The organism is Pseudomonas sp. AMR01 (assembly GCF_041946035.1).
GTDB classification, from domain to species: Bacteria; Pseudomonadota; Gammaproteobacteria; order Pseudomonadales; family Pseudomonadaceae; genus Aquipseudomonas; species Aquipseudomonas antarctica_B.
This window is the reverse complement of sequence record NZ_JAUTYR010000012.1, coordinates 1-22,936: the sequence shown is the minus strand read 5'-3', so window position 1 is coordinate 22,936 and position 22,936 is coordinate 1. Positions and strand designations below refer to the sequence as shown.

Genomic DNA, 22,936 nt, shown 5'->3' with positions numbered 1-22,936 from the left:
CCGCCGCAAACCCGGCTTCCCGGGTTGTAGCGGACATTGACCTGACTGTCGGCACGACTTGTTTTGAATAAAGCCCAAACGCTGTCTACGCGCTACGACCCCCGTGAGCTCTCTGATGAGGAGTTGGTCGCGCGCGCGCACACGGAGCTGTTTCACGTAACACGCGCGTACGAAGAATTGATGCGCAGATATCAACGCACTCTGTTCAACGTTTGTTCAAGGTACTTGGGGAACGATAGAGATGCGGACGATGTCTGTCAGGAAGTGATGCTCAAGGTGCTTTACGGGCTGAAGAACTTCGAGGGAAAATCGAAGTTCAAGACTTGGCTCTACAGCATCACGTACAACGAGTGCATCACGCAGTATCGGAAGGAACGGCGAAAGCGTCGCTTGATGGACGCTTTGAGTCTGGACCCCCTTGAGGAAGTGGCGGAAGAAAAAGCGCCGGCACCCGAGGAAAAGGGCGGACTTGATCGCTGGCTGGTGCATGTGAATCCGATTGACCGTGAAATTCTGGTGCTACGATTTGTCGCAGAGCTGGAGTTTCAGGAAATTGCTGACATCATGCACATGGGTTTGAGTGCTACAAAAATGCGTTACAAACGCGCTCTTGATAAATTACGTGAGAAATTTGCAGGCGAGACTGAAACTTAGTGCGTAGCAAATATCTCTTACGTGTAGGCAAGTTCTGTTAGACTTGTCGCCGAGTTGTCCCCCGGTTTGTGGGACTGCTTTACAATCACCAGATGGGGATTTAACGGATGAAACTGAAAAACACCTTGGGCTTGGCCATTGGTTCTCTTATTGCCGCTACTTCTTTCGGCGTTCTGGCACAAGGCCAAGGCGCAGTTGAAGGCGAGCTGTTCTACAAGAAGCAGTACAACGATAGCGTTAAGCACATCGAAGACGGCTTCAACCCAGGCGCACGCATTGGTTACTTCTTGACCGACGACCTTGAGCTGAACCTGTCGTACGACAAGACTAACCACACCCGTTCGAACGACGGTACTGGCAGCCAGAAAATCAAAGGCGACACCGGCAGCCTGGTAGGTACCTACCACTTCGGTCAAGCTGGCGTCGACTCCCTGCGTCCATACGTAGAAGGCGGTTTCGGCCACCAGAGCCGTGGCAACGTACAGGCTGACGGCCACAGCGGTCGCGATCAGTCGACCCTGGCTATCGTTGGTACTGGTGTGAAGTACTACTTCACCAACAACCTGTACGCTCGTGCCGGTGTTGAAGCTGACTACGCAATGGACAACGGCAAGTGGGATTACTCCGCACTGGTCGGCCTGGGCGTAAACTTCGGCGGTAACGCTGGCGCAGCTGCTCCAGCTCCTACCCCAGCACCAGCTCCAGAGCCAACTCCAGAGCCAGAAGCTCCAGTTGCTCAGGTTGTTCGTGTTGAGCTGGACGTGAAGTTCGACTTCGACAAGTCGGTTGTTAAGCCTAACAGCTACGGCGACGTGAAAAACCTGGCCGACTTCATGGCTCAGTACCCAGCTACCAACGTAGAAGTTGCTGGTCACACTGACTCCATCGGTCCAGACGCCTACAACCAGAAGCTGTCCCAGCGTCGTGCTGACGCTGTTAAGCAAGTCCTGGTTAAAGACGGCGTTGCTCCTAGCCGTATCACCTCCGTAGGTTACGGCGAATCCCGCCCAGTTGCTGATAACGCAACTGAAGCTGGTCGCGCTGTTAACCGTCGCGTAGAAGCGTCGGTTGAAGCTACCGCTCAGTAATTACTGAGTTGTAGAAAAAAGCCCGGCTTAGGCCGGGCTTTTTTTCGCCTGAAATTTGCCTCAGGCGCTGGCTGACACGGCAACACACGCCGCCTGTGCATGGGCTGCAACGCTGCCGATCACCAAAATCGCCGGGCTCTTCAACGCAAACGCCTGCGCATCTATCTGCATTTGCTCCAGCGTGCTGCGACACTCTCGCTGCTGAGGCAGTGACGCATTTTCGATCATGGCCACCGGCATATCCCCGGCCATTCCCCCGTCCAACAGTTGTTGGCGAATTTCCTCCAGCTTGGCCACACCCATATAAACCACCAACGTCGTGCCGCCCGCTGCGAGTGCGCGCCAATTCAGGCTGCTGTCGTCCTGGGTGTGCGCCGTCACCAGCGTTACGCCACGGCTGACACCGCGCAGGGTCAATGGAATATCGCAGTTCGTCGCGCCAGCCAGGCCAGCGGTAATCCCGTTGACCAGCTCTACCTCAATGCCGCGTTCGCGCAGCCACATCGCTTCTTCGCCGCCTCTGCCGAAAATGCACGGGTCGCCGCCTTTGAGCCGCACCACGCACTTGCCTTGGCGGGCATAGCGCAGGATCAAACGGTGGATGAAATCCTGCGGTGTCGAACGGCAGCCACCGCGTTTACCCACGGTGATTACCCGCGCCAGTGCGCAGTGTTCCAGCACCGCCGGGTTGACCAGATCATCGATCAGCACCACATCCGCCTCGTGCATCCCGCGCACCGCCTTGAGGGTCAGCAGTTCCGGATCACCGGGGCCAGCGCCCACCAACCACACTTTTGCGCTCATGTTTTTCTCCTCACACATTTATTGCGATTGGCTGCGCGTTGCCTGCCAAAAGACGTTTGATTTCCGGCACACAGGAGCCACATTGCGTGCCGCACCCCAGCGTGTGTTTGAGTCCATCCAGGTCAAGGCCGCGGCCAATGCCCGCGCACACCGCGTTTTCGCTGACATTCTTACAGTTGCACAGGATTTTGCTGCTCACCGCCACACCTCCCGGCGGCGCACTCAACGGCGCCAACAGCCAGCGGCGCAGGGTGTCGTCAGCGCGGCCTTCCAGCCACAGGCTCTGCAGCCAGTGCCGCGCGAGGGTTTCACCGGCCAGTCGCAGGGCAGTGATGCGGCCTTTCTCGATCCTCACGCGTTTGCCAATTGAGCGACGCGGGTCGTCGTAAGCCATCACTGGGCCGTCGTTGAGGCCCAGCAATTCATCGATTCGGGTCAGCAGTTGCAAATCAGGTGCTTCGGTATGCGCCGCACGTATCAGCAAGGCGGGCCGTTCACGCCCGGCGAGGCTCAAGCTGACGTAGGAGAAGCCTTCACACAGCGGGCGCAGCGCTTCAAAGTGTTGCTGAATGTTTCCTTCGATCAACGCAAACAGCTGCCACGGCAGTTGCACGGCTTCTAAACGGACACCGCTGTGCTTGAGTTCCGGTTGCTTCGACAAAGGGTCAAACGCAGGCTGGGTCAGCACATTGACGCCGCCCTTGAGAAAGCGATCGCCCCAATGCATGGGCAGAAACGCCTGGCCGGGGCGCACGCTGTCATCACTGCTGACGGCAACAATGACAGTGCCGCGACGGCTCTTTAGATTGACCAAGTCGCCGTCCTTGAAACGATGGCGGCGCAATTCATCCGGGTGCAGGCTCAACAGCGCTTCACTGACATGCCCGAACAATTGCGCTGCCGTGCCCGTGCGGCTCATGCCATGCCATTGGTCACGCAGGCGCCCGGTGATCAAGGTCAGCGGGAAGCGCGCGTCACGCTGCTCCTTGGCGGCGCGGTAAGGGTCGGCGATAAAGTGCGCGCGGCCGCTATCGGTCGGGAATACGCCATTGGTGTACAAGCGCGGCGTCCCGGACTGCGCGCCCACAGGAAATGGCCATTGTTGTGGCCCGATCTGGTCAAGCAGTGCATGGCTGATGCCCGACAAGTCAAGGTCACGCCCGCGTGTCAGTACCTTGTACTCATCAAAGATCTGCGCCGATGTCTCAAAGGCGAACAGGCTGGCCTGACCTGAGCGCAGGCGTTTCTCCATACGCTGTGCGAAATCCACGGTAATCGCCCAGTCCGGTCGTGCTTCTCCCGGTGGGAGGATGGCGGGACGCACGTGGGAAATTCGACGTTCGGAATTGGTCACCGTGCCTTCTTTTTCCCCCCAACTGGCGGCGGGCAACAGCAGGTCGGCATAGGCAGCGGTTTCCGTGGTGCGAAAAGCCTCCTGCAATACGACAAAAGGGCACGCCGCCAACGCCGCGCGCACGTTGTTCTGGTCCGGCAATGATTGCGCGGGGTTGGTACAGGCAATCCACAGCGCCTTGATTTTGCCCGCCTGTACCTGCTCAAACAGTTCAATGGCGGTCAGCCCGGTGGGCGCCGGCAACGATTCAACGCCCCAGTAGTTCGCGACTTGCGCCCGATGTTCAGGGTTGGACGCTTCGCGATGACCCGGCAGCAAATTCGACAGGCTCCCGGTCTCGCGCCCGCCCATGGCATTGGGCTGGCCGGTCAGGGAAAACGGCCCGCATCCGGGTCGGCCTATGGTGCCGGTGGCCAGGTGCAAATTGATCAGCGCGCTGTTTTTCGCGCTGCCGGCGGTCGATTGGTTCAGCCCCATGCACCACAACGACAGAAAACTGCTGGAGGTGCCGAGCCATTCCGCACACAGGCGCAGTTGCTCGACGCTGATCCCGCACAGCTGCGTCACCATCTGCGGCGTGTAGTCATGCACCAAACGTTTCAGTTCAGCCAAGCCTTCGGTGTGCGCCTGGACAAACGCGCGGTCGATCCAGCCTTCCCACAGCAACAGGTGCAAAATCCCGTGGAACAACGCCACGTCCGTCCCCGGCAAAATCGCCAGGTGCAGGTCAGCCAAATCGCAGGTGTCTGTACGCCGTGGATCAATCACCACCACTTTCATCTGTGGGCGGCGTGCCTTGGCTTCTTCCAGGCGTCGGAATAATACCGGGTGGGCGTAGGCCATGTTGCTGCCGACAATCATCACGCAGTCGCTGGTGTCCAGGTCTTCATAGCTGCATGGCGGTGCATCGGCCCCCAGGCTTCGCTTGTAACCGACCACCGCCGAGGACATGCACAGCCGCGAGTTGCTATCGATATTGTTGGTACCCACCAAACCCCGCGCCAGCTTGTTGAAGCTGTAATAGTCCTCGGTGAGCAATTGCCCGGAGATATAGAACGCCACGCTGTCCGGCCCGTGCTCGGCGATGGTCTCGGCGAACACGTTGGCGGCGTGTTCCAGGGCGGTGTCCCAATCGGTGCGGGCGCGTGCCAGGCCTTTGCCCAGGCGCAATTCCGGGTACAAGGCGCGGGCACTCAAGTCGCCGGTCAGGTGCAGGCTCGAACCTTTACTGCACAGCTTGCCAAAATTTGCCGGGTGGCTCGGGTCGCCTGTTACGCCAAGGATTTGCTCGCCGTCATGCTCGATCAGCACGCCGCAGCCCACCCCGCAATAACAACAGGTGGACGCGGTGGTCTGGCGGTTCATCAACCGGCGTCCCGCAGGGCCAGCATCACCCGGCCGTTTTCCACGCGGGCGGCATGATGATGGGCGCAGCCGATGTCCGGCGCCTGGGCCTCGCCGGAGGCCAGGTCGATCTGCCAATTGTGCAGCGGGCACGCCACGCGCTTGCCGTAAATCAAGCCTTGGGAGAGCGGGCCGCCCTTGTGCGGGCAGCGGTCGTCGAGGGCGAAAACTTCGTCGTCACTCGTACGAAATATCGCGATATCGCCTTTCGGCCCGCTGATGATGCGCGAGCCCAGCGCGTTGATTTCATCGAGGGCGCAAATATCCAACCAGTTCATGCCGGCACCTCCAGCTGTTTGACGGGGATCACATCAAATTCCTTTTTCAGCAACGGCTGTTCCAGGCGTTCCTTCCACGGGTCCTGCTCGAACGACAGCGAGAATTGCAGCCGCTCGTTAAGGGCCTGACGCCGTGCCGGGTCTTCCAGCACGGCTTTTTTGATGTGTTCCATGCCCACCCGTTGCAGGTAGTGCACGGTGCGCTCCAGGTAGAAGGCCTCTTCGCGATACAACTGCAGGAAAGCGCCGTTGTATTCGCGCACCTCTTCGGCGGTTTTCAGCTTGACGAAAAACTCCGCGACTTCGGTTTTGATCCCGCCGTTGCCGCCGATGTACATCTCCCAGCCGGAATCGACGCCGATAATGCCTACGTCCTTAATACCGGCTTCCGAGCAGTTGCGTGGGCAACCGGACACCGCGAGTTTCACCTTGTGCGGCGACCACATATTGAACAGGTCATGCTCCAGCTCAATGCCCAGTTGCGTGGAGTTCTGCGTGCCAAAGCGGCAGAACTCGCTGCCGACGCAGGTCTTCACGGTGCGGATGGATTTGCCGTAGGCATGGCCGGACGGCATGTCGAGGTCTTTCCAAACCCCCGGCAAGTCCTGCTTTTTGATGCCGAGCAAGTCGATGCGCTGGCCGCCGGTGACCTTGACCATCGGCACGTTGTATTTGTCGGCCACGTCGGCGATACGCCGCAGCTCCGAAGGATTGGTCACACCGCCCCACATCCGCGGGACTACGGAGTAGGTGCCGTCTTTCTGAATGTTGGCGTGGGCGCGTTCGTTGATCAGGCGCGATTGCGGGTCGTCTTTGGCTTCGCCGGGCCAGGTGGAGATCAGGTAGTAGTTCAGCGCCGGGCGGCAGGTGGCGCAGCCATTCGGAGTGCGCCAGTTGAGGTAGCTCATGGTGCCGGCGATGGTCAGCAGGTGCTGGTCGCGGATCGCCTGGCGGATTTGCCCGTGGTTGAGGTCGCTGCAGCCGCAGATTGCCTTTTCGCTTTTCGGTTTGACGTCGGCCGCACCGCCCACGGTGTTGATCAGGATTTGTTCCACCAAGCCTGCGCAGGAGCCGCAGGAGCTGGCGGCCTTGGTGTGTTTTTTCACATCATCGACGCTGAACAACCCGTGCTCCTGGATCGCCTTGACGATGGTGCCTTTGCACACGCCGTTGCAGCCGCAGACTTCGGCGGTGTCGGCCATGCTCATGGCCTTGTCCTGGCCTTGGTGGCCTACATCGCCTAAAGCGTTTTCGCCAAACATCAGGTGATCGCGGATCTCGCCAATGGCATGGTTCTCACGGATCTGGCGGAAATACCAACCGCCATCGGCGGTGTCGCCGTACAGGCAGGCGCCGACGAGGATGTCGTCCTTGATCACCAGTTTTTTGTACACACCGCCAATCGGATCGGAGAGGGTGATGGTTTCGGTGCCTTCGCCGCCCATGAAGTCGCCGGCGGAGAACAGGTCGATGCCGGTGACTTTCAACTTGGTCGACGTTACCGAGCCCTTGTAAGTGGCAAAGCCGAGCTGCGCGAGGTGGTTGGCGCAGACCTTGGCTTGCTCGAACAGCGGTGCCACCAAGCCATAGGCGATTCCGCGATGGCTGGCGCATTCGCCGATCGCGTAGATGCGCGGGTCATAGGTTTGCAACGTGTCGTTAACCAAAATCCCACGGTTACACGGGATGCCGGATTTTTCCGCGAGTTCGGTGTTGGGGCGGATGCCAGCGGCCATCACCACCAGGTCGGCGGGAATGATGTCGCCGTTCTTGAATTGCACCGAGCCGACCCGGCCATTGCCGGCGTCATGCAGCGCCTGGGTTTGTTCGCACAGGCGAAACACCAGGCCACGGTTTTCCAGTTCGGTTTGCAGCAATTGGCCGCTGGTTTTGTCCAGTTGCCGCTCCAGCAGCCATTCGCCGATGTGCACCACGGTCACGTGCATGCCGCGCAGCATCAGGCCGTTGGCGGCTTCCAGGCCGAGCAGGCCACCACCGATGACCACCGCGTGTTTGTGGGTTTTGGCGGTGTCGATCATCGCCTGGGTGTCGGCGATGTCGCGGTAGCCGATCACACCCTGCAACGTATTGCCGGGGATCGGCAGGATAAACGGCGTCGAACCGGTGGCGATCAGCAGGCGATCGTATTCGGCCTCGGAGCCGTCTTCGGCGGTGACGATGCGTTTGACGCGGTCGATCTTCACCACTTTGCGGTTGAGCAGCAGCTTGATGTTGTTGTCCAGGTACCAGCTCAGGTCGTTGAGCACAATCTCTTCGAATGTCTGCTCGCCTGCCAGCACCGGCGACAGCAGGATGCGGTTGTAGTTGGTGTGGGGCTCGGCGCCGAACACGGTAATGTCGTACAGGTCGCTACTCAGCTTGAGCAACTCTTCAAGGGTACGTACCCCGGCCATGCCGTTGCCGATCATTACCAATTTGAGTTTTTTCATGTCGTTCTCCGCAATGGCTCGACAAATCACGCGCAAACAAAAAAAGGCGTCCCCGCTAGCAAGCTAGCGAGGACGCCTTTGTCCCTGTCCCGTTCTCTCGGGAAGCGCGACCCTTCGTCGTTGAAGGGGCGGCTATATGTGTGTTCTTGAGTTAGCTAATGCAGTGGTTGTGCCAAGTTGCCAGGCGCCCGGATTTATTGGGTGCGCCGGTAATGGCCAGTCTTATTTCGCGCTTTAGTGGTGCAACAGCCAGTACAGCAGCACCAGATTGATCAACAAAGACGCCATCGCCAGGGTTTGCCAGACCTTCAGCGGTTCGCGCTCCAGCAACGGCTTGGGTCGCACGCTGAGCTCACGGCGGTCGGCCTGTTCCAGCACCAGCAACCATTCTTCGGCGGTTTCATAGCGCTGCGCGGGTTGCGCTGCCACGGCCCGTTCCAGGCTGAGTGGCAACCAGTCCGGCAGGTCGGGGCGGTAGCGACTGGCGCTGACAGCTTGAGTGAAGCGCGGCCGTTGGAACGCCTCGATTTCACCGTAGGGATAATGCCCGGTCAGCAGGTAATACAGAGTCACGCCTACGCTGTACAAATCCTGCTGCGCCGTAGGACGCTCGCCACCGAACGCTTCGGGCGCGATAAAACTGGGTGTGCCGGGCAACAGATGGGCGCGGTCCTCGGAGAGTCCGGGGCAGTAGGCCAGGCCGAAATCCAGCACGCGCAGTTCGCCGTCGTCGCCCAGCAGCAAATTTTCCGGCTTTATATCGCGGTGCAGAATCTGTCGCCTGTGCAGCATGCCCACCGCGCGCAGCAAACGCTCGGCGATGGATTGCCATTGCGCCAGCGGCAATGGCCCCTGATGTTGGAACAGTTGCGCGAGGGTTTGCCCGGAATATTCACGCATCACGTAGTACAAATGCTGACGCCCGCTGGCGGCATGTACTTCAGGAAACGCGCGCCCGGCCACTCGCCGCAGAAACCATTCCTCCGACAGCAACGCCTGGCCGGCTTCGCTGTCCTCGTTGCGGTTGAGGGGCAAGGTTTTCAGTAGCCAGGGTTGTTGCTGGGCATCATGTACGCGGTACAACAAGGACTGTCGGCTCTGCGCCAGCAGGCTTTGAACCTGCCAACCTTCAAAGCGTTGACCAGGCTTGAGAGGCGGCGGCAACGGCCACTGCTGTAACTGCACCAGCGCATCGCCGAGGGTGGCGGCGCCGAGTGTGTCGATGCGCACCAGCAAGGCGCTTGCATTGTCAGGGCTGCCAGCCAGGTGCGCGGCATTCACCAGCGTGTTGACCGCCACATCGAGGTCGCGTTGCTCGCGCAGGATCGCGCGGATGCTGTGATCACCAAGCGTGGCCCACACGCCATCGCTGAGCAGCAGGAAACATTCGCCGGCGCGAAGTTCACCGTCCATGAAGTCCAGCACCAGGTGTTGATCTAGGCCGAGGGCACGTTTGAGCACGTGCTGCATGCCCGGTTGCTCCCACACATGGTCTTCGGTGATGCGCTGTAACTCGTCGTCCAGCCAGCGATACACCCGGCAATCGCCGACATGCGCCAGGGTGAAGCGCTGCCCGCGAAACACCAGGGCGCTGAGAGTGGTCAGCAATGGCTGGCCACCGCCATTGGCTTGCAGCCAGCGATTTTGCGCCAGCAACAAACGCTCCAGTGCCTGGGCCACGCCCCAGGTTTGCGGCGTGGCGTAGTAGTCCAGCGCCAGCGCCTGCAAGGTCGAGCGTGCGGCCAGGCCACCGTCGGCGCACTGGCTCACGCCGTCGGCCAATGCGCACAGGTAGCCCTTGCTCGCGGCCAGTTCTGCCACGGGTGTCACCACTCGCAGCGCGTCCTGATTTTCCTCTCGAGGCCCGATGGCGCTGGCCTGAGCAATGCTCAGTTGCAGGCCCATCAGACGCGGGCAGCGGTCACGGCAGCCGAACCCCAAGTGGTTCTCCAGCGACGTTTCACGCCGTGCAAGCCGAACCAGGCCAACACGCCGAGGCTGGCAAACAACCACAGGGCCAGTTGATAACTGCCGGTGCTCTGTTTGATTGCGCCCATGCCCGCCGCCAGGGCGAAGCCGCCGATACCGCCGGCCATGCCGATCAGGCCGGTCATTACGCCGATCTCACGACGAAAACGCTGGGGTACCAGTTGGAACACTGCGCCATTGCCTGCGCCGAGGCCGAGCATGGTGCAAACGAAAAGTGCCAGTGCCGCGTAGGAACTCGGCAGGTTAAAACCCACCGCCGCGATGCAAATCGCCGCCACGCTGTACATGCCGAGCAAGGTGCGAATCCCGCCGAAGCGGTCCGCCAAGGCGCCGCCCAGTGGGCGCATCAGGCTGCCGCCGAACACGCAGGCCGCCGTGTAGTAACCGGCAGTCACCGGGCTCAGGCCGTATTGGTCGTTGAAGTAGCCGGGCAGGGCGCTCGCCAGGCCGATGAACCCGCCGAAGGTCACGCTGTAGAAGAACATGAACCACCAGCTATCGCGGTCGCCCAGCGCCTTGAAGTAGTCGGCCATGGACTTGGCTTTGGGGCGTTCCGGTGCATTGCGCGCGAGCCATGCGAAGACGATCAGGGTGATGATCAGCGGAATCAGCGCGAAGCCGAAGACATTGCTCCAGCCAAACGCTGCCGCCAGCACCGGTGCGAGCAAGGCGGCAAACACGGTGCCGGAGTTACCGGCGCCGGCGATGCCCATGGCCTTGCCTTGGTGCTCAGCCGGATACCATTGCGATGCCAGGGGCAATGCAACCGCGAACGATGCACCGGCCATCCCCAGGAACAGGCCCAGCAACAGGGCTTGCTCGTAGCTGTGAATCCCGAGTTTCCAGGCGCCGAACAGCGCCGCGATCACGATCACCTGGCCAATCAGCCCCGCAGTTTTGGGCGACAGTTTGTCGGCCAGCATCCCCATCAGAAAGCGCAGCACGGCGCCCGCCAGGATCGGCGTCGCCACGACAAGACCGCGCTGTTGAGTGGTCAGGTGCAGGTCGGCGGCGATTTGCACCGCGAGTGGGCCCAGCAGGTACCAGACCATGAAGCTCAGGTCGAAATACAGGAACGCGGCAAACAGGGTCGGGGTGTGCCCGGATTTCCAGAAGCTTGATTTCATCACGCACCTCAACGGTTGGGGTCTTATAAGAAGGCCTGGTGATGGGGTCGCCGGCTGAAGGCCGCCCCACCGGCCCCATGCGCTGGGGCCAAAACGAAAAAACGCCGCCACCGGGTTCGCGAGGGCAAACCGGATGTGCGACGTCTTTGTCGTGGAGGGGCAACCGCCGTTGGTTACCTGTGATGAATGCTTAGCAAGAGCTGAGCCAGATCAGCCCAGCAGCTCGCTCATGGCGATAATCTGCTCCGCCACCTGGATCAGTTTCTGCTGGCGGCTCATGGCCTGGCGGCGCATCAAGGTGTAGGCCTCTTCCTCGTTGCAGCTCTTCATTTTCATCAGCATGCCCTTGGCCAGTTCAATGCGCTTGCGCTCGGCGAGCTGCTGGTCGCGGGCCTGGAGCTGCGCGCGCAGAGCCTGGTCGCTCTCGAAGCGCGCCATCGCCACGTCCAGAATAGGCTGCAGACGCTGGGCCTGGATGCCTTCGACAATGTAGGCGCTGACGCCGGACTTGATCGCCTGGCGCATCACGTTCGGGTCGTGCTCGTCGGTGAACATCACAATCGGCCGGGGCTGATCGCGGCTGACCAGCACCACTTGCTCCATTACGTCGCGCCCAGGTGACTCGGTATCGATCAGGATCACATCCGGGCGCACCGTTTCGACGCGTGCAGGCAGGTCGATGGTCAGGCCTGACTCATCGATCACCTCGAAACCCGCCTCGGTCAGCGCGGCCTTCAGGCGCCCGACCTTGCGCGGGGTGTCGTTGATCAACAGGATTCGTAACATATTCGTCCTCCTGTCAGCGCAAGGCTTGGCGGCCAGCGTGGTCTGCCATGGCATGCAGCCGGAAGCTGCGGGCGTAGGCGGCGGGGTCTGTGCCGTCCCAGATTTTGCCGTCGATCAGTTGGCTGCTGCGCAGGTTGTGGCTGTCCGCCGAAACACCAACGGCTGCGGCGGCCTGGCGGTACAGGTCCAGTTGCTGCACCTGACGGGAGACGCCCAGGTAATCCGGGTCCTCGCGCAACAGACCCCAGCGCCGGAACTGGGTCATGAACCACATGCCGTCGGAAAGATACGGCAGGTTCACCTCGCCGTTGCCGAAAAAGCGCAGGGCGTGGGGGTCTTGCCAGTAGTTACCGAGGCCGTCGTCATAGGTGCCGAGCAGGCGTGGCTCGATGCAGTCCAGGGGCGCGTCGAGGTAGTCGCGGGCGCTGAGCAGTTGCGCGGTAGAGCGGCGGTTTTCCTGGCTTTCTTCGATAAAACGGCTGGCCTCAAGGATCGCCATCACCAGCACGCGGGCAGTGTTGGGGTATTGATCAACAAAAGCCTGGGTGCAGCCGAGGACCTTTTCCGGGTGATCCGGCCAGATCGCTTGGGTGGTGGCCAGGGTAAAGCCTTGATTTTGCTTTACCGCGCTGGCGCTCCACGGCTCGCCGACGCAAAAACCGTCAATGCGCCCGGCTTGCAGGTGCGCAACCATCTGCGGCGGTGGCACCACCACACTGTCCACATCCTGCAACGGATGAATGCCTTGGCTGGCCAGCCAGTAATACAGCCACATGGCGTGGGTGCCTGTGGGAAATGTCTGAGCAAAGGTGAGTTTTGTTCGGCTTTGGTGCACATGGCGATCCAGTGCTTCAGGAGTGATCACCCCCTGTTGTTGCAGGCCGTGGGACAGGTTGATGCTTTGGCCGTTCTGATTGAGGCCCATCAGCACGGCCATGTCGGAAGGTGCCACGCCGCCAATGCCCAAGTGCACGGCGTAGATCAACCCGTACAGGCTGTGGGCGGCGTCCAGTTCACCGCTGACCAGTTTGTCGCGCAGGTTGGCCCAGGACGACTGGCGCTTGAGGTTCAGCGTCAGGCCGTAGGGCTGGGCAAAGCCCTGGGTGGCGGCGACCACCAGCGATGCGCAATCGGTCAGGGCCATGAAGCCAAGGTCAAGGCTGCTTTTTTCCGGGGCGTCGCTGCCATTGACCCAGGCCAGCGGATTATTCACCGGGCTGTTGCCGACCGAATCGTTCATCAACACCTACCTTTTCTCTCAAAAAAAAGCGCCGTTTCCCAGGATGGCAGTGCAGGCCATTGCAGGATAACGACGCCTTTGTCCGTAAGCCGCGCCGACGTTGGCGCGCGCTTTGATACGGAGTCCATAGCAAGGCACATGCCACGGGCGTACAGGCGCCGTCTGCCGTCAGCTTTCCATCAAGATTGAAAGCCGACGGCCTCTCAGTATGGCCGCCTCTTAACGCCAGACTGCCAGGAACCCTAAGGTGTCTATCGATTCCCCGGCCACGATGAGTGGCCACTGGTTGTGCCAGTGGCTGCTGTGCTTAGCGTTGGTGTCGTTCAACGTTCCCGCCCTGGCCGAGCGTTACACGGCGCAGAACGAAAGCTTGCACACCTTTTTCACCGCATTATCGGTGCCCTTGGGCCTGCCCGTGGTGGTGAGCCGTGAGGTGGCGCGCAAAAGCATTTCCGGCGCGTTCGACCTGGAGACGGCGCAACAGACCCTGAAAACTGTCGCCGAGCAGCAAGGCCTGATCTGGTACAGCGACGGGCAAGCATTTTATGTGTACGACGCCGGTGAAGCGAAAAGCACAGCGGTGGGGTTGCGGCATATCTCGGTCGACAGGTTGCGCAGCTTCATGCGCCGTTCGGGGCTTGATGAATCACGCTATCCGCTTCGGGAAAACGGTGGGCGCACGTTTTACGTGTCCGGGCCGCCCAACTACGTCGATCAGGTGCTGCACCTGGCGCAACTGATGGACAAGCAGCGCACCGAAGTGCGTGTAGGCGCCCAGACGTTCGGCGTGGTGCAGGTCTTCAATACTCACGTGGCGGATCGTCAATACGCCATGGGTGACGAGAAGGTCAATGTACCGGGCATGGCCTCGATGATCGAAACCTTGTTGGCCATCGAACAAAAGGATGAAACGCAGCGGCCCCGAAGTGTGCTGGCCGACAAGAGCCTGGTGGTCATCGCTTACCCGGACTCCAACAGCTTGCTGGTCAAGGGCAAACCTGCCCAGGTCAAGGCGTTGGAGGAGTTGGTGGTCGAACTCGACAAGCCCAAGCGCGCGATTGAGGTGTCGTTATGGCGCGTGGATGTAGAGCGTGACGCGCTGCAGAAAATGGACGTGGCCTGGGCGCAGGACAGCAGCCCAACATCGTCGGCAACCCATGTGGTCGAGCCTCTGGAAGATAACCGCTTGATGGCGCAACTCATCGCGCTCGAGCGCCGCAAAAAGGCCAGGATCGTCGCGTTTCCGGTGATTCTCACCCAGGAAAATGTGCCGGCGGTGTTCCAGGATTACCACACCTTTTACCTGCCAACGTCCGAAGGTGAGGGCGGTGACCGGCAGCCGTTGCGGTATGGCACGCACGCGAGTGTGCTGCCGCGCTTTGCGCAAGCCAACCAGATCGAAATGCAGCTGACCCTTGAGGATGAACGGCAGATGGGTGGCAAACCCAAGCCAGACTCGGCGGCGGTGGGCCGAGTAGGAATCAGCACGGTCGTGCGCGTACCCCAGGGCCGCCGCCTGTGGTTGGGTGGTTTTCGCCGTGAGGATGAGGGCGCTGTTCGCGGTCGGCGTGCTGAGGTACGGCTGTTTGTGCTTCAGGCGCGAGCGGTTGGCAACGAGCCCGCGATGCTGGCCGGCGCAATCGGGCCTCCGCCTCTGACGCAGAGCCAGTATGAGCGCGTGCAACGGGCGTTCGTGCGGGAAAACCGTGAAGTTCCGGCAATGGAATGACCTTGCCTGTTGGTGGTGGCGCAAAGTCCTACGAAGTAACAGCCAAAAGCCTCGATCAAATGGGCTTTTTCCTAGCGTTGTCCGGACCTCAGGTTTTTATAGTCGCCGCGTTGGCGTATCGGCCGTTTGTGGAAGTAGGGAATTTAATGTCAGTTGTCAGATGCAGAGGTGTGTATGACCCTCGACAGTGATGGGCTGACGGCCTCACGGTGTTTTGCCGGCTGGACATTGCATGTCGATGGCCGGTTGACCGCAGAGGACGTGGATATTCAATTGCCGCCCAAGGAGTGGCACGTGCTGCGGTTGCTGTTGGCTTCCGACGGAGCATTGATGACCAAGGACCACTTGCTTGAGATGGCCTGGCCGCGTGGCGAAGTCGCCGAGGAGTCGCTCACCCGCTGCATTTATGCACTGCGCAAGCACCTCAAGAAAGACAAGGGGTTTATCAAGACGATCTATGGCCGGGGCTATCGCTTTACCTGTGCCGTGAGCATTGAACGACGTGCCTCCCGCCTGGCAGGACAGGGTGGGACGCAACGCATCTGTTTGGCGTGTGGCCAGGTGAAACATGATTAAAATTCTGGGCAAAAGTGTGCTGTTGAGTGTGCTGCTGAGCGGCCATCAGGTGTGGGCCAGTTGTTGGGATGAAGTGGCTCGCCGTTATGACATCGAACCGGAGTTGCTGCAGGCCATCGCAGCGGTTGAGTCGGGTTACCAGGCGGACTTGACGAACTCGGGCAATAGCGATGGCTCGCGGGATATTGGCCTGATGCAGATCAACAGCATGCATCTGCCGCGCCTGGCCAGGCAGGGTATTACCGAGCAGCGACTGCTGCGTGAGCCGTGCCTGTCGGTGGAAGTGGGCGCTTCGATTCTTGCCGAATTCATCCAGCGTTTCGGATACAACTGGACCGCCGTGGGTTCCTACAATGCAGGGGCTTCACCTGACCGTCAGGCGCTGCGCCTGCGTTACGCAGAAAAAATCTGGGCGCGCTATGAAGCACTGGTTGCGCAGCGCCGCTGACGATTGGGCGGCACGCCTCGCGCCCGAGGCGCCACCCCGGCTATAATCGGCGCCACCTTTTGTCGCCATCCGAGTCTCGCCCGCCCATGTATACCTTGGCCCGCCAGCTGTTGTTCAAACTCTCCCCGGAAACTTCCCACGATCTGTCCCTGGACTTGATCGGCGCAGGCGGTCGTCTGGGGCTCAATGGCCTGGTATGCAAGGCTCCGGCAAAAGTGCCGGTATCGGTAATGGGCCTCGACTTCCCCAACCCGGTCGGGCTGGCGGCGGGCCTGGACAAGAACGGCGCGGCCATCGACGGTTTTGCGCAATTGGGCTTCGGTTTTGTTGAGATCGGTACGGTGACGCCGCGTCCGCAGCCGGGCAACCCAAAGCCGCGGATCTTCCGCCTGCCGGAAGCCGAGGCGATCATCAACCGCATGGGTTTTAACAACCTGGGCGTTGATCACCTGTTGTCGCGGGTTCAGGCGGCCAAGTACACCGGCATCCTCGGCATCAATATCGGCAAGAACTTCGACACGCCGGTTGAGCGGGCCGTCGATGATTACCTGATCTGCCTGGACAAGGTCTACGCCCACGCCAGCTATGTCACTGTCAACGTCAGTTCCCCCAACACCCCGGGCCTGCGCAGCCTGCAGTTCGGCGATTCGCTCAAGCAACTGCTCGAAGCCTTGCGCCAGCGCCAGGAAGACCTGGCCGTGCGTCATGGCAAGCGCGTGCCGTTGGCCATCAAAATCGCCCCGGACATGAGTGATGAAGAAACTGTTCTGGTTGCCCAGGCGCTGGTGGATTCGGGGATGGATGCAGTCATCGCGACCAACACCACACTGAGCCGTGTTGGCGTCGAAGGCCTGGCCCATGGTGACGAAGCGGGCGGCTTGTCGGGCGCACCGGTGCGTGACCAGAGCACACATATCGTCAAGGTGCTTGCTGCCGAACTGGCAGGGCGTTTGCCGATCATCGCCGTAGGTGGCATCACCGAAGGCAAACATGCGGCCGAAAAGATCGCCGCCGGTGCCAGCCTGGTGCAGTTGTACTCGGGCTTTATCTACAAAGGCCCGGCGCTGATTCGCGAGTCGGTCGATGCAATTGCGGCCTTGCCAAAAGCCTGAGCTCACTCTGCAGGGTATTGATAAAGCAACTCCCATTAAAAAGGGCTCCCTGAAGGAGCCCCTGGGCCGAAGCCCGCCGCCCGGATGGGGCGCGCGTGGTTAAGTCATTGCCTATTCGTGTTTATGTCGGAATTAAATGCCCTTGATTAACCGACGGCGTGAAGTTCGTTGAGTCTGTGGATGCCCGCAGTGCCAGTCATACCGTCCCAGTTGTCGCCGCGTCCCTCTCGCCAGCCGTTGATCCAGGCTTGGCGTACCGACGGTAGAGTAAATGGGCAAAGCTCACGGGATTTGCCATGAACGCCATATTGATATCCGCGTAAAAATGCTCTTTCCAACGGATCACGCTTAAGTCTTCTCATAGGGTGTTTCCCTCACTTGTTGACTGTCTTGATATCCTTCGGCCTCGGGGGAGGCCGGGCAGAGTTTTTCTGCCGTTGGTGGGCTCGCTGCCGGCGTGGCGAGCCTATGTGTCGACGTCGATACGGCGTCAACCTGTGTTGAGTTCTAACCAATAGGTCACATGGATTCAATGATCGTTTTGTCATAAGCACGTAACAATAACGATGCTATAGCCATAAGCTGGGATGGCTTTTCGCCCCTTTTCATGGGCAAACCCAGCTATGATGTGCCCTGCAAAGACGATGGGTTTAATCCTTTAGTGAGAATGCCCTCCCGTTGCAGTCGGTTATTATTCGACGAAGGGTCAGAATATTTCATTTTGTTGCTTTATCTTCGTCATCAGAAAGCTTTATCTGCCCCGTCAAACAGGCTCAAGCGCCCGTTAGACGGGGTGGGACGGCACATTCGTGCCACGCGAGCACTCTTCAAGAAAAGTGCTTGATTGAAAACCGAGCCGGCGATGCGTCGCCCGTTCATTTATTGCTGAAAAGCCTGGAATGCCCCATGTCGGACCGTTTTGAACTCTTCCTCACTTGCCCCAAGGGCCTCGAAGGCCTGCTGATCGAGGAAGCCGTCGGGCTTGGCCTTGAGGAAGCCCGCGAGCACACTTCGGCTGTGCGCGGCATGGCTGACATGGAAACCGCTTACCGCTTGTGCCTTTGGTCGCGTCTGGCCAACCGCGTGTTGCTGGTGCTCAAACGCTTCCCGATGAAGGACGCCGAAGACCTCTACCACGGCGTGCTGGACATTGAGTGGGCCGACCATATGGTGTCCGACGGCTCCCTGGCCGTGGAATTCAGCGGCCATGGTTCGGGCATCGACAACACCCACTTCGGCGCGCTGAAGGTCAAGGATGCCATCGTCGACAAACTGCGTACGCCGACCGGCGAGCGCCCGTCCATTGACAAGATCAACCCGGACCTGCGCATCCACCTGCGCCTGGACCGTGGCGAAGCAATCCTCTCCCTCGACCTCTCCGGCCACAGCCTGCACCAGCGCGGTTACCGCCTGCAGCAGGGCGCGGCACCGCTGAAAGAAAACCTGGCCGCGGCCATTTTGATCCGTGCCGGCTGGCCGCGCATTGCGGCTGAAGGCGGCGCGCTGACTGACCCGATGTGCGGTGTGGGCACCTTCCTCGTGGAAGGCGCGATGATCGCGGCCGACATGGCGCCCAACCTCAATCGCGAACTGTGGGGCTTCACCACTTGGCTGGGTCACGTGCCAGCGCTGTGGAAAAAGCTGCACACCGAAGCGACTGAACGTGCGGCCATCGGCATGAACAAGCCGCCGCTGTGGATTCGTGGCTACGAAGCCGACCCGCGTCTGATCCAGCCGGGCCGTAACAACATCGAACGTGCAGGCCTGAGCCACTGGATCAAGGTGTATCAGGGCGAAGTCGGCACCTTTGAACCGCGCCCGGACCAGAATCAAAAAGGGTTGGTGATCTGCAACCCGCCGTACGGTGAGCGTCTGGGTGATGAAGCCAGCCTGTTGTACCTCTACCAGAACCTCGGCGAGCGTCTGCGTCAGGCGTGCATGGGTTGGGAAGCGGCGGTGTTCACCGGCGCGCCGGACCTGGGCAAGCGCATGGGCATCCGCAGCCACAAACAGTACTCGTTCTGGAACGGCGCGTTGCCGTGCAAACTGCTGCTGATCAAGGTCAACCCGGACCAGTTCGTCACCGGCGAGCGCCGTACTCCGGAGCAACGTCAGGCCGAGCGTGAGCAAGCCGCTTACGATCAAGCGCCGACCGAGCCGGTAGAGCGCCAGTACAACAAGAACGGTAACCCGATCAAACCTGCGCCGGCGCCCGCGCCAGTGGTAGAGCAGGCGCGTTTGAGCGAAGGCGGGCAGATGTTCGCCAACCGCTTGCAGAAGAACCTCAAGTTGTTGGGCAAGTGGGCCAAGCGTGAAGGCGTGGATTGCTACCGCGTGTATGACGCCGACATGCCGGAATACTCCATGGCCATCGACCTGTACCACGACTGGGTCCATGTGCAGGAATACGTCGCCCCGAAATCCATCGACCCGGAAAAAGCCTCCGCGCGCATGTTCGATGCCTTGGCGGCGATTCCCCAGGCGCTGAATATCGACAAGAACCGCGTGGTGGTCAAACGCCGCGAGCGTCAGAGCGGCACCAAGCAATACGAGCGTCAAAGCGCACAGGGCAAGTTCACCGAAGTCAGCGAAGGCGGTGTCAAGCTGCTGGTCAACCTCACGGATTACCTGGACACCGGCCTGTTCCTCGACCACCGCCCAATGCGCATGCGCATCCAGAAAGAAGCGGCCGGCAAGCGCTTCCTCAATCTGTATTGCTACACCGCCACCGCGAGTGTGCACGCAGCCAAAGGCGGCGCGCGCAGCACCACCAGCGTCGACTTGTCCAAGACCTACCTGGACTGGGCGCGTCGCAACTTCTCCCTTAACGGTTTCTCCGACAAGAACCGTCTGGAGCAGGGTGATGTGATGGCGTGGCTGGAGGCCAGCCGCGATGAGTTCGACATGATCTTCATCGACCCGCCGACCTTCTCCAACTCCAAGCGCATGGAAGGCATCTTCGACGTGCAGCGCGACCACGTGCAGTTGCTCGACCTGGCCATGGCGCGCCTGGCCCCGGGTGGCGTGCTGTACTTCTCGAACAACTTCCGCAAGTTTGTGCTCGAGGACAACCTCAGCGAGCGCTATGCGGTCGAGGAAATCAGCGACAAGACCATCGACCCGGATTTCGCGCGTAACGCGAAGATTCACCGGGCCTGGAAAATCACCGCGCGCTGATCCCTGCCTCAGGTTGCACCAAAAAGCCGCAAGCCCCGACTATTCGAGGCTTGCGGCTTTTTTGCGCTGGTCAAACACAACACCTGTGGCTATAACTGAACGCCTAGCCAAAGTGACACCCCCGCACGCTGGCGATGTGAGTGTTGCCTATGCCGATGCAAGCCGTACGCCCGAAAATCCTTGGCTTTATCAGTGAGCAGGCGTCGGCTTGGCTGGTGGCGTTGGTGGTGCTATTGGCGGGTTGCGCGCTGACAGTGATCGTCGCCTGGGTAACGGCTGACCTCTATCAACAACAGATTCGCCAGCGTTTCCAGTTGCTGGTGAACGAGCGCTATACCCGCCTTCAGGAACGCTTCGATGACCAGGAGCAACGCCTGGTCAGTCTGCAGCGATTTTTCGTCAATTCCAGTGAAGTATCACGCGCAGAGTTCGATGGGTTCGCCCAGCCCTTGCTGCTGCGCACCCATGCCTATGCCTGGGCGCCGCGGATATATCGCGATCAGCGCAGCGGTTTTGAACAGGAGATCTCGCGTCAGCGCGGCCGTCCGTTTGCCATTCGTGAACTGAATGCGTCGGGTAAGTTGGCGCCCGCTTCCGAGCGCGACGAGTATGTGCCTGTGCTGTATAGCCAGACCCAAAGCCTGCTGGGTTCGCCCTTGGGGTTTGATTTGTTGGCCCAACCCCTGCGGCGCTCGGTGCTTGAACGAGCGCAAAAAAGTGGAAAACCGGCGGTGTCTCAACCGATGCAATTGGTCGGTGTGGAGCCGGCTTATGCTGCCGGTGTGTTGCTGGTGGCGCCCGTCAGCAAGTCCAATGACTTACAGCCCTATGGTTTCGTGATGGCGGTGATCAGCATGCGCCAGCTGGTCGCCGATGGCTTGCCCAAGGCTGACCGCGACAACCTGGTAATGCAGATCGTCGACACCTCTGACACCCAGCAGCGCGTGCTCTACACGTCCAGCAATGCGCCGGGCAGCACTGACCTCACGGCTGCGCGCCGTCTCACCTTGGGCGATCATGTGTATGCGCTGACCTTGCGCGCCAGCCAGGTGTTCGATCGGCCCAATCATTCCTCCAAGAGCACGATCCTGGGCATGGGTGGGCTCCTCAGCGTGCTACTCAGTGCGTTGTTGTATGTTTTGGTCAGTCAGCGCCAGCGCGCATTGAAATTGGTGGAGCAGCGCACCGCGCAGTTGCGTGGGCGTGAGCAGGAGTTACGGGGTGCCCATGGGCAATTGCGCAGCGTACTGAATGCGGCGACCCAGGTCGCGATTATTGCCACTGACCTGCGCGGCGTGATCAACACCTTCAATGCCGGCGCTGAACGGATGCTGGGTTACACGCCTGAGCAGGTGCTGGGCCGCATGACCCTCGAAAGCCTGCACCTGGCCTCGGAACTCGACGCGCGCGCCGCCAGTTTGAGTGTGACCCTGGGCAAGCGTATCCCGCCCAGCCAGGCGATGCTGGTGGAGGTTCCGGATAAACTGCACGAGGCGCGCGAGTGGACGCTGTTGCGTGAGAACGGCAGCCCTTTCACGGTGAACATGCTGGGCACCGTATTGCTCGATGACTATGGCCTGTGGATTGGTCACTTGGCGATCTACCTGGACGTCACCGAGCAGAAACGTGCTTATGAGGCGCTTGCGGCGCGGGACCGCTTGCTGAAAAAGCTCAGCTCCCACGTACCCGGCGGGATCTTCCAGTTCACGCTGGAGCCTCAGGATAATTGGCGGTTTATCTACGCCAGCGATGGCATGCGCGATATCTATGAAATAGAACCCGGGTTGTTGCAGCAGGATGCGAGCAAGGTGTTCGAGCGTATCCATCCTCAGGACGCCGAGCGGGTGCGGGCGTCTATTCGTTTGTCGTCGTTGCAATTGAGTCATTGGCGTGAAGAGTATCGCGTGCTGCTGCCGCAACGGGGCCTGCGCTGGATACGTGGTGAAGCTACGCCGGAAGAGTTACCGAGCGGCGGTACGCTGTGGCACGGTTATGTGTCGGATATTTCCGATCTCAAGCGGGTTGAAGAGGAGCTGCGGGCGCTGTCCATTACCGATTCGCTGACGGGGATTCATAACCGGCGGTATTTCCATGATCGTCTGAAGGCTGAGATGCTCAGGCTTAACCGGGCTTCGGGGGCATTGTCGTTGATCATGCTCGACATTGATCATTTCAAGCGCATCAATGATCAGCATGGGCATGGGGCGGGGGACGGCGTGTTGCAGGAGGTGTGCAGGCGTATCGCTTTGCGTCTGCGTCGCACTGATGTGTTCTGCCGTTTGGGAGGGGAGGAGTTTGCGGTGTTGTGCCCCACTACTGATGGGGAGCAGGCTTACGGTGTCGCCGTTGAGTTGTGGCAGTCGTTGCGCGGTGAGCCGATGCATTCGGTGGGGGTGGTGACTGCCAGTTTTGGTGTGGCCAGTTGGCGGGTTGATGAGGGCGTTGATGGGCTGCTGTTGCGGGCGGATTCGGCGGTGTATGCGGCCAAGCAGGCGGGCAGGGATCGGGTGGAGGCTGAGCGGTTATGGGTTTGATCTGCGGTGGCGGGGGGGGTACATATCCGTTGTTTGGGTAACGGCTGAAATCGGTTCCGCTCTTACAGCGGCTCACTTTTGGAAAGACCCAAAAGTAAGCAAAAGGTCTTCGCCCCACCACTCGGCACCTCGCTGTGGCTCGGTGTGCCCGCACTCCGGCTTGAATCCGTGGGCCGCCGCGATGGG

The 22,936-nt window shown here is 60.4% G+C and carries 17 protein-coding genes; 8 read left to right on the top strand and 9 right to left on the bottom strand.

Features of this window, described 5'->3' with window-relative positions; genetic code table 11:
* Positions 1-63 precede the first annotated feature (63 nt).
* Both sigX and Q7C20_RS13275 read left to right on the top strand, forming a co-directional pair.
* Positions 64-654 carry an RNA polymerase sigma factor SigX gene (sigX, locus tag Q7C20_RS13280; RefSeq protein ID WP_375067908.1) on the top strand — a complete coding sequence of 197 codons (591 nt, stop codon included), beginning with the start codon at positions 64-66 and terminating at the stop codon, positions 652-654.
* 107 nt (positions 655-761) lie between these two features.
* A complete protein-coding gene (locus Q7C20_RS13275; RefSeq protein ID WP_375067907.1) occupies positions 762-1,742 on the top strand; it encodes an OmpA family protein in 981 nt (326 codons plus the stop codon).
* A 60-nt stretch (positions 1,743-1,802) separates the two neighbouring features.
* On the opposite strand, the gene cobA is transcribed toward Q7C20_RS13275, so the two are convergent.
* The 8 genes from cobA to Q7C20_RS13235 form a co-directional block, all read right to left on the bottom strand.
* On the bottom strand, positions 1,803-2,546 hold the full coding sequence (gene cobA, locus Q7C20_RS13270) for a uroporphyrinogen-III C-methyltransferase (protein WP_375067906.1): 744 nt from the start codon (positions 2,544-2,546) through the stop codon (positions 1,803-1,805).
* A 10-nt stretch (positions 2,547-2,556) separates the two neighbouring features.
* Positions 2,557-5,265, bottom strand: coding sequence for a molybdopterin-dependent oxidoreductase (locus Q7C20_RS13265; protein WP_375067904.1), 2,709 nt, complete (start codon positions 5,263-5,265; stop codon positions 2,557-2,559).
* Positions 5,265-5,582: a nitrite reductase small subunit NirD gene (nirD, locus tag Q7C20_RS13260; protein ID WP_078738551.1), complete on the bottom strand. Its 318-nt coding sequence runs from the start codon at positions 5,580-5,582 to the stop codon at positions 5,265-5,267. Before nirD ends, Q7C20_RS13265 begins: the two co-directional genes overlap by 1 nt.
* The gene (gene nirB / locus Q7C20_RS13255) at positions 5,579-8,032 is read right to left on the bottom strand and encodes a nitrite reductase large subunit NirB (protein ID WP_375067901.1); all 2,454 of its coding nucleotides are present in this window, start codon (positions 8,030-8,032) and stop codon (positions 5,579-5,581) included. Before nirB ends, nirD begins: the two co-directional genes overlap by 4 nt.
* A gap of 234 nt (positions 8,033-8,266) precedes the next feature.
* Complete coding sequence (locus Q7C20_RS13250) at positions 8,267-9,937, bottom strand: protein kinase (protein WP_375068043.1); 1,671 nt, start codon at positions 9,935-9,937, stop codon at positions 8,267-8,269.
* Entirely contained in the window at positions 9,937-11,148 is a 1,212-nt protein-coding gene (locus Q7C20_RS13245; protein ID WP_375067899.1) for a nitrate/nitrite transporter, read from the bottom strand. The genes Q7C20_RS13250 and Q7C20_RS13245 overlap by 1 nt, the downstream gene beginning before the upstream one ends.
* 210 nt (positions 11,149-11,358) lie before the next feature.
* Entirely contained in the window at positions 11,359-11,934 is a 576-nt protein-coding gene (locus Q7C20_RS13240; protein WP_348061252.1) for an ANTAR domain-containing protein, read from the bottom strand.
* A 13-nt stretch (positions 11,935-11,947) separates the two neighbouring features.
* Complete coding sequence (locus Q7C20_RS13235; protein WP_375067897.1) at positions 11,948-13,174, bottom strand: CmpA/NrtA family ABC transporter substrate-binding protein; 1,227 nt, start codon at positions 13,172-13,174, stop codon at positions 11,948-11,950.
* A gap of 247 nt (positions 13,175-13,421) precedes the next feature.
* Here Q7C20_RS13235 and sctC point away from each other — a divergent pair, with 247 nt between their 5' ends.
* From sctC to Q7C20_RS13215, 4 genes are all read left to right on the top strand, one after another.
* Positions 13,422-14,903 (top strand): type III secretion system outer membrane ring subunit SctC, encoded by a 1,482-nt coding sequence (gene sctC / locus Q7C20_RS13230; RefSeq protein WP_348061256.1) that lies wholly within the window; start codon positions 13,422-13,424, stop codon positions 14,901-14,903.
* 174 nt (positions 14,904-15,077) lie between these two features.
* Positions 15,078-15,479 carry a winged helix-turn-helix domain-containing protein gene (locus Q7C20_RS13225; protein WP_348061258.1) on the top strand — a complete coding sequence of 134 codons (402 nt, stop codon included), beginning with the start codon at positions 15,078-15,080 and terminating at the stop codon, positions 15,477-15,479.
* Positions 15,472-15,927 (top strand): transglycosylase SLT domain-containing protein, encoded by a 456-nt coding sequence (locus Q7C20_RS13220; protein ID WP_348061260.1) that lies wholly within the window; start codon positions 15,472-15,474, stop codon positions 15,925-15,927. Before Q7C20_RS13225 ends, Q7C20_RS13220 begins: the two co-directional genes overlap by 8 nt.
* A gap of 86 nt (positions 15,928-16,013) precedes the next feature.
* Entirely contained in the window at positions 16,014-17,039 is a 1,026-nt protein-coding gene (locus Q7C20_RS13215) for a quinone-dependent dihydroorotate dehydrogenase (RefSeq protein ID WP_375067893.1), read from the top strand.
* Between the two features lie 146 nt (positions 17,040-17,185).
* Here the strand turns inward: Q7C20_RS13215 and rmf are convergent, their stop codons facing one another.
* Entirely contained in the window at positions 17,186-17,401 is a 216-nt protein-coding gene (gene rmf / locus Q7C20_RS13210) for a ribosome modulation factor (protein WP_002553055.1), read from the bottom strand.
* A gap of 544 nt (positions 17,402-17,945) precedes the next feature.
* Between rmf and rlmKL the strand changes: the two genes are divergently transcribed.
* Both rlmKL and Q7C20_RS13200 read left to right on the top strand, forming a co-directional pair.
* On the top strand, positions 17,946-20,216 hold the full coding sequence (gene rlmKL / locus Q7C20_RS13205; protein WP_348061265.1) for a bifunctional 23S rRNA (guanine(2069)-N(7))-methyltransferase RlmK/23S rRNA (guanine(2445)-N(2))-methyltransferase RlmL: 2,271 nt from the start codon (positions 17,946-17,948) through the stop codon (positions 20,214-20,216).
* Positions 20,217-20,365: 149 nt separating this feature from the next.
* Entirely contained in the window at positions 20,366-22,750 is a 2,385-nt protein-coding gene (locus Q7C20_RS13200; RefSeq protein ID WP_375067889.1) for a diguanylate cyclase, read from the top strand.
* Positions 22,751-22,936 lie beyond the last annotated feature (186 nt).